Genomic DNA, 12,060 nt, shown 5'->3' on the forward strand with positions numbered 1-12,060 from the left:
TCGGGGTCGACCCCGGGCGCCGCTTTGCTGTCCACCGACCGGTTGACAGCCGGGCCGGTGACTCGGTCGTCCCGGCGGGGCGGCTCCGGCGGCGAGGATCTGTTCATCACCGCCGACGAGGGAGACCACCCATGCAGCGCAACCAGATGACCGCGATGATCCGCTCGATGGCCTGGGACCTGGGCCTGCCGGTGGCGACCTACTACGCCCTGCACGCGGTGGGCACCGGCGACACCGCCGCCCTGCTCGCCGGCACCGCGGCGGCCGGTGCCCGGCTGGTCTGGGTCGCGGCCCGCAGCCGTACGATCAGCGCCTTCTCCGCCGTGATGGCCGCCGTGTTCGGCGTCGGCCTGTTGTTCACCCTGCTCACCGGCGACGCCCGGTTCCTGCTGATCAAGCACTCGGCGATGGCCGCGGTGATCGGCTCCCTGTTCCTGATCACCGCGTTCCGGGGCCGCCCGCTCACCCTGGCCGCCCAGCAGAGCTTCATGCCGGACCGCTCCACCGAACTGGCCGAGACGTTCGCGGCGGACCCCGACGTCCGCCACGGCCACCGGGTCGCGTCCCTGGTGTGGGGTAGCGGCCTGCTGGTCGAGGCGGTCGTCCGGGTGGTGCTGGTCCTCGCGCTGCCGCTGGACGTGATGGTGGGCGTTTCGACGCTCCTGACGGTCGTCACGTTCGCCGCCCTGATCGCCTGGAACGGCCGTTACATCTCGCGCCGCACCCGCCTCACCTCCCGCGTCGTCGAGCCCGAACTCGTCGCGGTCTGACAGCTCGGACGCGCCCGGGGCGAGCACCCGGGTGCGTCGGTGTCCGCCACCACCCGGCAGCCGGGCCGCCCGGCCACTCGAGCGGCCCACCTGGGCCGTGTTCATTCGAGCGCTACCCGGGGCAACCGGCGGGCCAGCGGCGCCGGCAGCCACCACGCCGCCCGGCCGAACAGCTGCATCACGGCCGGAACGATCAGACAGCGGATGACGATCGCGTCGAGCAGCACGGCGGTGGCCAGCCCGAGACCGAACTGGCGCAGCATCCGGTCGGGGCTGAGCAGGAATGCACCGAACACCACCACCATGATCGCGGCCGCCGCGGTCACCACCCGCCCCGTGGTGGCCATCCCTTCGGCCACCGCCGCCCCCGGGTCGGGCCGCCGTTGCCAGGCCTCGTGCATCCGGGCCAGCAGGAACACCTCGTAGTCCATGGACAGCCCGAACACGATCGCGAAGATCATCACCGGCACGTACGCCTCGACCGGCCCCGGTTGCTCGCCGAGCAGTCCGTGCTGGAAGACGAGAACGACCACACCCATCGCCGCCCCCACGCTGAGCAGGTTGAGCAGAGCCGCCTTGAGCGGAATCAGCAGCGACCGGAAGACGAGCAGCAACAGCAGCGCCGACAGCCCGACCACGACCCCGACGAACGCGGGCAGCCGGCCCGCCACCGCATCCGAGAAGTCGACGACCGCCGCCGTGCTGCCCCCGACGAGGAACGTGCCTCCCGTGGCCGCCGACACCGGCGGCAGCACGTCCTCGCGCAGCCGCTCCACCAGCTCGGTGGTCTCGGCCGCCTGCGGCCCCGACTCCGGCACCACGACCACCGTCCCCGCCCCAGCGGCAGCCGCACCCGACGGCCCGTCTGCCGCCTCGCCCGCCGGCCCACCGGTTGGCGCGGCCTGCACCGCCGCCACCCCGTTTGTCGCCGCGAGCGCCTCCCGGGCCGCCGCAGCCGCCTGCTCCCCACCCTCCACGACCACGATCAGCGGCCCGTTGAACCCCGGTCCGAACCCCTCACTCAGCAGGTCGTACGCCTTGTGGCTGGTGGCCCGCGGCGAGTCGGTGCTCGCATCGGCGAAACCCAGCCGCAGATCGAACAACGGCACGCTGAGCCCGACAAGCGCCATCAGCGGCAGCACCGTCGCGATCCAGGGCCGGCGCTGCACTCCCATCGACCATCGCCACCAGCGTCCACCTTCAACCGGCCCGGCACCCTCACGCCGACCCTCGCCCTCAGCCCGACCCGCACCCCTACCCCGGCCGACGGTGTCAGCCATGGCGGGGGCGGCCGTTTTGCGGGCGGCTCGGCGGCGGATTCGCCGCTCGATCCGGCTGCCGAACACGGCCAGCAAGGCGGGAAGCAGGGTCAGCGCGGCCAGCATGGTCACCAGCACGGTCAGCGCTACCGCTACCGCGACTCCCTGCAGCGGACCGAGGCCCAGCACGATCAGGCCGAGCAGCGCGACGATCACCGTGGAGCCGGCGAAGAACACGGTGCGGCCGGCGGTGTCGAGCGCTCGCGCCACCGCGCGGTCCCGTGGTGATCCGGCCACCAGCTCCGAGCGGTAGCGGGTGAACACCAGCAGGGCGTAGTCGATGCCGACGCCCAGTCCGACCAGGATCATCAGCGGGGTGGTGAAGTCGGCGACCGTCGCCGCACGGGAGGCGAGCGCCACCAGACCGATGGCGGTGCCGACGGCGAACACGGCGATGATGATCGGCAGGCTCGCCGCGAGCAGCGAGCCGAACATGAACACCAGGATGACCAGGGCGGCCAGCAACCCCAGTCCTTCGGAGGCCCCGCCGGCTGTTTCCTCGGCACCGCGCACCGGGTCGCCGCCCAGCTCCACCTGCAGGCCGTCCTGACCGGCCACCTGCCGGGCCGTGTCGATGATGCGGCGGACATCCTCGGGCGGCACGTCCTGCGCCTGCGCGTCGAGAGTCACCGTGGCGTAGCCGATGGTGCCGTCGGCGGACACGGCACCCGGTGTGGTGAACGGATCGCGGACGTCCGCGACCCGGGGCAGGGCGCCCAGCTCCGCCAGCATCGGCTGGACACGTGTTCGCTGCGTGGCGAGGCCACCGGCCGAGCGCAGCACGACCTGGACAGTGGCACCCGCCTGCGCCGGCGCCTCGGCCGAGAGCGCTTCGAGGGCCTGCTGCGATTCGGTGCCGGGCAGCGAGAAGTCGTTGTGATACCGAGCGCCGACGGCCTGCGCCGCGGCGGTGACCGCCACGAGCACGAGCACCCATGCGGTCAGCGCCCACCATCGGCGGCGGGTGGCCCAGCGGGCTATGCGTTCGAACATGGAGGGAAGCTACGAACCGGCGGCACCGCGGCGGAAGCTACCGGAGAGGGAACTCGTCCTCCCCCCACAGGGGTACGCCGGAATCCTTCCGCAGCAGGATTCGCGCTGCTCAATGCCGGTCTAACCTGGAGCCATGCCCAATCCCCCGGTGCGCCGTCGTGCGGCGGATGCAGCGCTCGCGTTCCTTTCTCTCGACGCGACGCTCGTCATCCTTGCCGCTGGTGGGTTCGGCACGCCCGGCCCGGGAGCGCGGCCGCTCGACATGCTCGGCGTGTTGCTGGCGGCGGTGTCGGCGGTGCCGCTCGCCCTGCCCCACCGGGCCGCCGGCTTCGCGGTGAGCGCGATCGCCTCCCTGACGCTGCTGCACCTCGGCTATCCGCTGGACGCACCGATCTCGACAGCGGTCGCGGCCTACGCACTGGCCCGGACCTACACCGGAGCCGCCCGGCGTCCCCGGGTGCTGGCGTCGGTCGCGGTCAACGCGTTCGTGCCGGCGGTGGCGGTGGCCTACGCCTCGGTGGGGATCAGCCCGGCCGGCATCGCGACCGAGCTCCTCGCCTGGGCTGCCGTGTTCGCCGGGCTGTGGGTGGCGGGAGACCGCAGCCGCCTGCGGTCGCTGCGCCTGGCCGAGGCCGAGGAGGCCGTCCGCCGGGCGCACGCCGACGCCGAGCGCGACCGCCGGCTCGCCGCCGCCGACGAGCGCACCCGGATCGCCCGGGAGCTGCACGACTCGGCCGGCCATGCGATCAACCTCATCCTGGTCCAGGCCGGCGCGGCCCGGTTGTTGCAAGACCGCGACCCGGAGCGGGCCAGAGCCGCCCTCGACACCATCGAGACGGTCGCGCGCGACACAGTCACCGACATCGACCGCATGGTGCGGGCACTGCGCGACGACCGCGAGCACGACGACGTGCCGGCCGACCCGGGCGCTCTCGGCGAGCTGATCGATCGGCACCGGGCCGGCGGCCTGGCGATCGACGCCGACCTGCCGGAGCGCGACGCTCCTCTGCCGCGCAGCGTGGCCTGGGCGGCCTACCGCATCCTGCAGGAGGCGCTGACCAACGCCGCTCGGCACGGCGCCGGCAGTGCCGCCGTCGCCGTCCGCTTCGGCGGCGACCGGGTCGAGATCGACGTGACGAACCCGACGGTCACCCGCCCCCGATCCGACCGTCCGGGCCTGGGCATAGTCGGTATGCGCGAGCGAGCCACCCTGCTCGGCGGCACACTGCTGGCCGAACGAGCCCCCGACCGCTTCCGCCTATGTGCAGTGCTGCCACACGCATGACCGCGCCCAGCCCTCCCACCTCCGCGGGCGGCGGCACGACCAAGCCCGGAGGCGCCACCAAGGACGCAGGCCCCACCACGCCCGCAGGCGCGACCACCGCCGCGGGCGCCTCCAAGCCCGGTGAGGCCGCAGCCGGCACCCCGCTAAGGGTGGTGGTCGTTGACGACGATCATCTGATGCGGATCGGGCTCTGCTCGATTCTGTCCACCGACGAGAGCCTTCAGGTCGTTGCGGAAGCCGCCGACGGCATGCAGGCCGTCGAGTGCGCCATCACCTACGAGCCCGATGTCATGCTGATGGACATCCGCATGCCGGTGCTCAACGGGATCGAGGCGACCAGGCGGATCGTCGAGGTGGCGCCCCGGGTCCGGATCCTGATCCTGACCACGTTCGAGGATGACGACTACGTGCTGGGGGCGCTGCGCAGTGGGGCGGCCGGGTTCGCCCTCAAGCGCATGCGGCCCGAGGAGCTGATCGCGGCGATCCACACCGTGGCCGGTGGGGACAGCCTGCTCGCGCCGCGGGTGACGCGAACCGTGATCGAGCAGCTGAGCCGGGAGGCACCGCCGTCCGAGCTCGCGCTGGATCGGCTGGCGCAGCTCACCCCCCGCGAACGGGACGTGCTCACCCTGATCGCGCGCGGCCTGGCCAACACCGAGATCGCCCAGGCTCTGAACGTCGAGGAGTCCACAGTGAAAACGCACGTCAAACGGATCATCGCCAAGCTGGGTCTCCGCGACCGCATCCACGGAGTCATCCTCGCCTACGAGACCGGCCTGATCCGACCCGGCGACCTGCCGAAAGCTTGACGGCAAAGGCCGCTGACGACAAAGGCCGCTGACGGCAGAAGGCCACTGACGGCAGAAGGCCAAGCCGGCGGGTGAGGTCCAAGCCAGCAGGCCACGTGCGGAGCCAGCCGGCAAAGCGCTGCCGGCATGCCCTACGCAAGCTGGGCAAGAAAGCGCAAGCCAAGCACGAAAGCGCAAGCCAAGCACGAAAGCGCAAGCCGCGCCGGCAAAGCACAAGCCTGGCGCGCTATCCGCAAGACCGACCAGGCAAAGCGCAAACCCGGCAAGCGAAACGCGAGCCTGAAGACGGTGCGAAACGAGGGCGAAGCTGACCGCGAAGTGGCGGAATCCGATGAGGGCTAACGACGCAGGGTCAGGATCAGGTCGACGACCAGGGCGCTCCAGCCCGTCTGGTGCCAGGCGCCCAGTCCGGCTCCGTTGTCGCCGTGGAAGTACTCCGGGAAGACGATCAGGTCCTTCCAGTCGGGATGGGACTGGAGGACCTCGCTGGCGCCGTAGATCGGGCGCCGGCCCTCGGCGTCCGGGAGGAACAGTGAGATCAGGCGGCGGGACAGGTCGTCGGCGATCTCGGCGAGGGGGAGCTTGCGCTGGGAACCGGTCGGGTATTCGGCCATCAGGTCGTCGCCGAAGAACGAGGCGTACTCCCGCAGCGCCTCGATGAGCAGGTAGTTCACCGGCATCCAGACCGGGCCGCGCCAGTTCGAGTTGCCGCCGAACAGGCCGCTCGTCGACTCGGCGGGCTCGTAGCCGACGGTGAAGTCCGAGCCGCCCAGCGAGACCGTGAACGGCTTCTCCAGGTGAGAACGGGACAGGGTCCGGATCCCGTACGCCGAAAGGAACTCCTCCGGGTCGAGCATGCGGGCCAGGATGCGCAGGAGCTGGTCCTGGCCGACCATCGAGAGCAGCCGATGCTGGCGGCCCTCGGCCGACAGCCGGCGGGCGCTGATCACGTCGGCCATCTCGCCCTGCGAGTGGCGCAGCCAGCGGAGGCGGGCGCTGAGTTCGGGCAGGCGGTTCAGGGTGCCCTTGGTGAGCCGGGTGGTGGCGGCCAGGGGCAGCAGACCGACGACCGAGCGCACCTTCAGCGGCAGTTTGTGGCCGTCGGGCAGGCGCAGCTGGTCGTAGAAGAAACAGTCCTCCTCGTCCCACAGTCCCTGGCGGTAGGCGGCCTCGGCGATGTAGGCGAAGTGCTCGAAGAACTTCGTCGCCATGTCTTCGTAGGTGCGGTCGTGCAGGGCCAGCTGGATCGCCATGTCGAGCAGGTTGAGCGCGTACATGGCCATCCAGCCGGTGCCGTCCGACTGTTCGAGCACACCGGCGACGGGCAGCGCCGCCGACCTGTCGAACGGGCCGACGTTGTCGAGGCCGAGGAAGCCGCCCTCGAAGACGTTGTTGCCGCCCACGTCCTTGCGGTTGACCCACCACGTGAAGTTGAGCAGCAGTTTGTGCATGACCCGGGCGAGGAAGTCGTGGTCGCGACCGCCGTCGATCTCGAAGACGCGCAGGGCGGCCCACGCGTGCACCGGCGGGTTGACGTCGCCGAACGCCCACTCGTACGCCGGGATCTGGCCGTTGGGGTGCATGTACCACTCGCGGAGCAGCAGCAGGAGCTGCGATTTCGCGAAGCTCGGGTCGACGCGCGCGATCGAGACACAGTGGAAGGCCAGGTCCCACGCGGCGTACCAGGGGTATTCCCACGCGTCCGGCATGGAGATGACGTCGAAGCTGTTCATGTGCCACCAGGCGTTGTTGCGCCCGTACCGGCGGCCGGGTGGCGGGGGTGCCGAGCCCGGGTCGCCGGTCAGCCACTGCTTCACGTCGAAGTGGTAGAACTGCTTGCCCCACATCAGCCCGGCGATGCCCTGGCGTGCCACCGCCGTCTCCTCGGGCGACGCCTCCGGGGGGATGACCTCGGCGAAGAACTCGTCGGCCTCACCGGCCCGGTCACGCATGGCGGCTTCCCAGCCGCCGCCGAGGTCGAGATCCGCGGGCTCCTCGAAGGCCTCGCCCTGGGTCAGGCGGAGCCGGATGGTACGGGTCTCGCCCGCCCCCAGGGTGACCCGGTAGTGCAGCGCCCCCTTGGTGCCGACGTGCGCCGGGTTGACCGTGGGTGCCCCCGTGATGACGTGGTCGTTGATCCCGTCCTTGGGGAACATGCTGCTTCCCGGTTGCCCCCAGAGCCGCTGCGAGTTGGTCTCGTTGTCGCAGAGCAGGGTGGGGACGTCCCCCTCCCCCTCCAGGACGAGGTGGCCGAGCACCTGGTGCCATCCGGCGAGCCGGCCGGGGTAGCCGGCGAGGGTCGGCTTGGGCCGGTTCGGCTGCCCCCACGACCAGGTGTTGCGGAACCACAGCGTGGGCAGCACATCCAGGGTGGCCGGGTCGGGTCCGCGGTTGGAGACGGTGATCGCGATGCACATGTCCTTCGGGCCGGCCTTCGCGTAGTCGACCGTGACCGCCCAGAACCGGTCCTCGTCGAAGACCCCGGTGTCGACCAGTTCGTACTCGGTCTCCTCCCGTGACCTCGCGCCGTTGACCCGGACGAGCTGGTCGTAGGGGAACTCGGCCTGCGGGTAGTGGTACCGCCAGCGCATCCACGAGTGGGTGGGCGTGGAGTCCTGATACCACCAGTAGTCCTTGGCGTCCTCCCCGTGGTTTCCGCCGTCACCCCCGAGCCCGAACATCCGCTCCTTGAGGATCGGGTCCTGCCCGTTCCACAGCGCCAGGGCGAAGCAGAACGTCTGGCGGTCGTCGCAGATGCCACCCATTCCGTCGTCGTTCCACCGGTACGCTCGGGACCGCGCGTGGTCGTGCGGGAAGTAGTCCCACGCCGTACCGTGCTCGCTGTAGTCCTCCCGGACCGTGCCCCACGCACGCTCGGACAGATAGGGGCCCCACGAGCGCCACGGCTGCTCCCCCGAATCGGCCTGCGCCAGGCGTAAGCGTTCCGCCACGCCGTGTCTCACCCCCATGACTCGATTCTTGCCGTCGCGTGTTACGTCTGTTGACACAAATGATTCTGCCCGACAACTGGAGGTCACCTGATGGCTACGGTCCGCCGCCTGGCCTACGGACCCCAGGTTTGTGGTGTTCTGGACGGCACTGCCCGGGAATGGCTCGTGCCCGACGGCCGGGGCGGCTACGCCATGGGAACCGTCAGCGGCCTGCGGACCCGCAGGTACCACGGGCTTCTCGTGGTCGCGGGCGACACTCCGGCCACCCGGATGCTCGGCCTGGCCGCGCTGGACCCGGTCCTGACCCTCCCCTCGGGCACCACCGTGCGGCTCGGCACGCACGAATGGGAGGACGGGACGATCGCCCCGCGGGGGCACGAACTTCTCGCCGGTTTCGAACTCGTCGACGGCCTGCCCCGCTGGCGCTGGCGGATCGGCGACGTCGTCATCGAGCGCGAACTCGCCATGGTGCACGGCCGTCCCGCCGTCGCCGTGGTGCATCGCCTGCTCACCGGCGGCCCCGTCAGCCTCGCCCTGCAAGCGCTCGTGACCTGGCGCGACGCGCACGCCGAACGGACCGACGGCGGCCCGGTGCCGGTCGTCGAGCGGACCGGGGGCGGGTGCGTGGTCGATCGGGCGTACCGCTTGCGCGGCCCGAACTTCCGGCCCGGCGGCGAGTGGTGGCGCGGGGTGCGGCACCGGGCCGAGGCGGCCCGCGGGCTCCACCCCCAGGAGGATCTCTGGTACGCGGGGAGCTTCCACGCCGAGCTACGCCAGCCCGGCTCGACGGCCGAGGTGTCGGCGTGGGCGTCGGAGCTGGACAGCCCGCCGCCACCGGCCGCCGAGGTCGTCAAGGCCGCCCGCACGCGTAACCGGGCCGTGGTCGCGGCGGCCGCCCCCGCCGACGACGCCCAGGCCACGCTCGCGCTGGCCGCCGACACCTTCATCGTGCGCACGGCCGCCGGGCCCGACGTGGTGGCCGGCTACCCGTGGTTCGGCGCCTGGTCACGCGACACGATGCTCAGCTACGAGGGCCTGTTCCTGACCACGAACCGCGCCGGCGAGGGCCGTGAGCTGCTGCGCTCCTACGCGTCGACACTGTCCGAGGGCATGCTGGCGAACACCGCCGACACCGGCAGCGTCGAGTACAACACCGCCGACGGCACCCTCTGGTTCCTGCACGCGGTCGGCCGGCACGTGGCCACCACGGGCGATTTCGATCTCGCCGCCGAACTGCTCCCGTCCCTGCTCGAAGTGGTCGACCGGCACCTCGAGGGCACCCGCTACGGCATCGGCGTCGACCCGTTCGACGGCCTGCTCCGCCAGGGCGTCGACGGCCAGGCGCTGACCTGGATGGACGCCCGCGTCGACGGCGTACCGGTCACCCCGCGCCGCGGCAAACCGGTCGAGATCAACGCACTCTGGGTGAACGGCCTCGCCACCGTGATCAAGCTGGCTTGGCAGGCCCGCACCGGCGCGGGCGCGGCGCTGCGTGCGCATCCGGAGGCGCTGTCCGGCTTCGCCCGCCGGTTCCCGGCACCCACCGGCTGGCTGTACGACGTGGTCGACGGCCCCGCCGGCGACGACGCGACCATGCGACCCAACCAGTTGCTCGCCTGGTCCCTGCCCTACGCCCCGCTGCGCCCCGAACCGGCCACCCTGCAGGCCATCGGCTCAGCCCTGATGACCCCCCTCGGCCTGCGCACCCTCGCCCCCGCCGAACCGCGCTACGAGGGCCGGCACCGAGGCGACTCCGCCGCCCGCGACACCGCCTACCACATGGGCACCGTCTGGCCCTGGCTCACCGGCCCCTTCGTCGAGTCCTGGCGCCGCCTGGGTGTCTCCGCCGACCAGACCCTGTCCGATTCCGACGACCACCTCGGCGAGTACGGCCTGGGCTCGGTCTCCGAAACCGCCGACGGCGACGCCCCCCACCCCGCCACCGGGTGCCCCTTCCAGGCCTGGTCGGTAGCCGAAACCCTCCGAGCCCGCCGCCTCTGACCCGCCACTCCCCGGCATTCCCCGCGTCCCCCCGCGGAGCGCCCCAGACCCGACGTCACCCCGCGCCCACACTCCGACGTCACCCTGCGCCCGCGCGCCCGCACCCTCCAACATCACCTGCGCCCCGCGCCCACACCCCCGGCGGCACCGCGCCCCGCGCCCGCACCCCCACCCCGGGCGCCCAAGCCCTCGCGGGCGAGGCCGCGCCGGGATTCACCACCGCCTCCGAGCGGCCGAGATGGCAGATCTCGCGCCCGCCGCCGACCCCTTTCTTCATTGAGTCGTTGAAAAAGGGCTGTCACCATCCTGGCCGGGCCAGGTTGACACCCGGCCCAGCCGGTTGACCAAGCGGCATCGCCGCTAGGGGATCAAGGCGGTCGGCTGGATCGTCGGGTCCTTCGTCGGCTCGGTCGGCGGCGGCTTGTGCGAGGGCGTGGTCCGGCTCGTCTCGCTGGGGGTAGGCGACGTCGTCCGGCGGTGGTGGGTGGGCTCGGTGGTAGGGCGGGTGGTCCGCCGGTCCGCGGTCGGCGCGCGCGTCGGGGTGGAAGCGGGCGTAGCGGTAGGCGTGGGGGCCGGAGTCGTCACGGAGGGCTGCGGAACGGCCGTGCTGCTGCCCGGAATCCGCAGTGCGTAAAGGGTTCCGCCGTCACTCACCGCGTACAGGCTCGTCTCGTCGCCACCGGCAGCGACCCCGAAGCGGTCACCGGTCCTCGTCTCCCACCGCACCTTCCCGGACTCGCCGGCCAGGCCCGCGACCCGCCCGTCGGCGAAGGTCACGTCGACCTCGCCACCTCGTACCACCGGGATCCCGGCCACCCCCGAACCCGGCACGAGCCAGCGTCTCTCCCCCGTGACCGCGTCCCACGCCCCGACCGATCCGTCGGCCCCCACACCGAAAACCACGCCCGGCGCGGCGGCGATCCGGCTCAGCGTCGTCCCCTCGCCCTTGATCCCGGCGAGCAGCGAACCGTCGGCAAGCCGCACGCACCGCGCCGTCCCGTCGCCGAGCACCACGCACGCCGAGTCGCCGGCCGGCACCGGCCCGCCGCTCACCGGGCCCACCTCCGGCTTCCACAACGCGGTGCCGGCGCGGCTGATCCCGTACAGCCGGCCGTCACTGCCGGCAACAACGGCAACATCCCCGATCACGCTGGGTGCCTGGCTGATCTCCGCGGCCCACACCCGCCACCGGCCGTGTCCTTCCGCGATCCGGTACGCGTAGAGCACGCCGTCCTGCCCGCCGACGAATACCCGGTCCGAGTCGGCGAACGGTCGCGCCGTGACCGGATGACCGGTGTTCCGACGCCACAGCTCGGTGCCCTTGCTTCCGTCGATCGCATAGACCCCGCCGTCCCCCGTGACCGCGTAGACCACCCCGCCGACCACGCCCGGCGAGGCCCGCAGCCCGTCCCCCAGCCGCAACTCCCAGGCCTTCCCGCCGTCCCCCCGCCGGTAGGCCCGCAGCGTCCCGTCCCGCCCGCTCACATAGACGAACTCGCTCCCGACCGCCGGCGGCTCAGTCGAGGCGCCCCCGGTCTCCACCTTCCACGCCACCACCGCTACCGCCGGCACGGCCGCCGAGGTCCCCCCGCCGGGCGCACCCGCACCACCCAGCTCACCCCCGGCGTCCCCCTTGGGCCAGACCGAGATGGCGGTGACCGCGGCCACGACGACAAGTACCGCCGCGAACCCACCGACGACAGGCCACTTGTACGACCGCTTCCGCCGCCCCGCCCCGCCACTCCGCCCGCCGCCCGGCCACCCCGGGGCCCCGGTCTCGACCGACTCAGGCGCAACCCGGATCGCCCCGGCCCCCACCACACCGGCCCCCGCCGCACCCGCACCCGCACCCGCCGCACCGATACCGACGCGGGCCGCACCGGCCCCTGCCGCACCCGCGGGCGGCACCCCACCAGACACGGGGGGCACCCC

Annotated in this window: 8 protein-coding genes; 5 read left to right on the forward strand and 3 right to left on the reverse strand. The window is 72.3% G+C overall.

Annotated features, from left to right (window positions below; genetic code table 11):
• The first annotated feature begins 131 nt into the window (after positions 1–131).
• On the forward strand, positions 132–770 hold the full coding sequence (locus Afe05nite_RS12870) for a VC0807 family protein (RefSeq protein ID WP_203817284.1): 639 nt from the start codon (positions 132–134) through the stop codon (positions 768–770).
• A 101-nt stretch (positions 771–871) separates the two neighbouring features.
• Here Afe05nite_RS12870 and Afe05nite_RS12875 read toward each other — a convergent pair whose 3' ends face one another.
• The gene (locus Afe05nite_RS12875; protein WP_203817285.1) at positions 872–3,082 is read right to left on the reverse strand and encodes an MMPL family transporter; all 2,211 of its coding nucleotides are present in this window, start codon (positions 3,080–3,082) and stop codon (positions 872–874) included.
• A gap of 133 nt (positions 3,083–3,215) precedes the next feature.
• Between Afe05nite_RS12875 and Afe05nite_RS12880 the strand changes: the two genes are divergently transcribed.
• The 3 genes from Afe05nite_RS12880 (at position 3,216) to Afe05nite_RS12890 (ending at position 5,518) form a co-directional block, all read left to right on the forward strand.
• Positions 3,216–4,367 carry a sensor histidine kinase gene (locus tag Afe05nite_RS12880; RefSeq protein ID WP_203817286.1) on the forward strand — a complete coding sequence of 384 codons (1,152 nt, stop codon included), beginning with the start codon at positions 3,216–3,218 and terminating at the stop codon, positions 4,365–4,367.
• Positions 4,364–5,176 carry a response regulator gene (locus tag Afe05nite_RS12885; RefSeq protein ID WP_203817287.1) on the forward strand — a complete coding sequence of 271 codons (813 nt, stop codon included), beginning with the start codon at positions 4,364–4,366 and terminating at the stop codon, positions 5,174–5,176. Before Afe05nite_RS12880 ends, Afe05nite_RS12885 begins: the two co-directional genes overlap by 4 nt.
• A gap of 126 nt (positions 5,177–5,302) precedes the next feature.
• Positions 5,303–5,518 (forward strand): hypothetical protein, encoded by a 216-nt coding sequence (locus tag Afe05nite_RS12890; protein ID WP_203817288.1) that lies wholly within the window; start codon positions 5,303–5,305, stop codon positions 5,516–5,518.
• On the opposite strand, the gene Afe05nite_RS12895 is transcribed toward Afe05nite_RS12890, so the two are convergent.
• Positions 5,515–8,145 carry an MGH1-like glycoside hydrolase domain-containing protein gene (locus tag Afe05nite_RS12895; protein WP_203817289.1) on the reverse strand — a complete coding sequence of 877 codons (2,631 nt, stop codon included), beginning with the start codon at positions 8,143–8,145 and terminating at the stop codon, positions 5,515–5,517. The two genes, Afe05nite_RS12890 and Afe05nite_RS12895, sit on opposite strands and share 4 nt — an antisense overlap.
• A gap of 72 nt (positions 8,146–8,217) precedes the next feature.
• Between Afe05nite_RS12895 and Afe05nite_RS12900 the strand changes: the two genes are divergently transcribed.
• The gene (locus Afe05nite_RS12900) at positions 8,218–10,128 is read left to right on the forward strand and encodes an amylo-alpha-1,6-glucosidase (protein WP_203817290.1); all 1,911 of its coding nucleotides are present in this window, start codon (positions 8,218–8,220) and stop codon (positions 10,126–10,128) included.
• A 360-nt stretch (positions 10,129–10,488) separates the two neighbouring features.
• Here the strand turns inward: Afe05nite_RS12900 and Afe05nite_RS12905 are convergent.
• Positions 10,489–12,060 (reverse strand): outer membrane protein assembly factor BamB family protein (locus tag Afe05nite_RS12905; RefSeq protein WP_203817291.1); only part of this gene is annotated, 1,572 nt, incomplete at its 5' end.

The organism is Paractinoplanes ferrugineus (assembly GCF_016862195.1).
GTDB lineage: Bacteria > Actinomycetota > Actinomycetes > Mycobacteriales > Micromonosporaceae > Actinoplanes > Actinoplanes ferrugineus.

Coding starts and splice junctions, on each gene's coding strand:
- Afe05nite_RS12870 (WP_203817284.1), top strand. CDS start 132: ATGCAGCGCAACCAGATGACCGCGATGATCCGCTCGATGGCCTGGGAC.
- Afe05nite_RS12875 (WP_203817285.1), bottom strand. CDS start 3,082: ATGTTCGAACGCATAGCCCGCTGGGCCACCCGCCGCCGATGGTGGGCG.
- Afe05nite_RS12880 (WP_203817286.1), top strand. CDS start 3,216: ATGCCCAATCCCCCGGTGCGCCGTCGTGCGGCGGATGCAGCGCTCGCG.
- Afe05nite_RS12885 (WP_203817287.1), top strand. CDS start 4,364: ATGACCGCGCCCAGCCCTCCCACCTCCGCGGGCGGCGGCACGACCAAG.
- Afe05nite_RS12890 (WP_203817288.1), top strand. CDS start 5,303: ATGCCCTACGCAAGCTGGGCAAGAAAGCGCAAGCCAAGCACGAAAGCG.
- Afe05nite_RS12895 (WP_203817289.1), bottom strand. CDS start 8,145: ATGGGGGTGAGACACGGCGTGGCGGAACGCTTACGCCTGGCGCAGGCC.
- Afe05nite_RS12900 (WP_203817290.1), top strand. CDS start 8,218: ATGGCTACGGTCCGCCGCCTGGCCTACGGACCCCAGGTTTGTGGTGTT.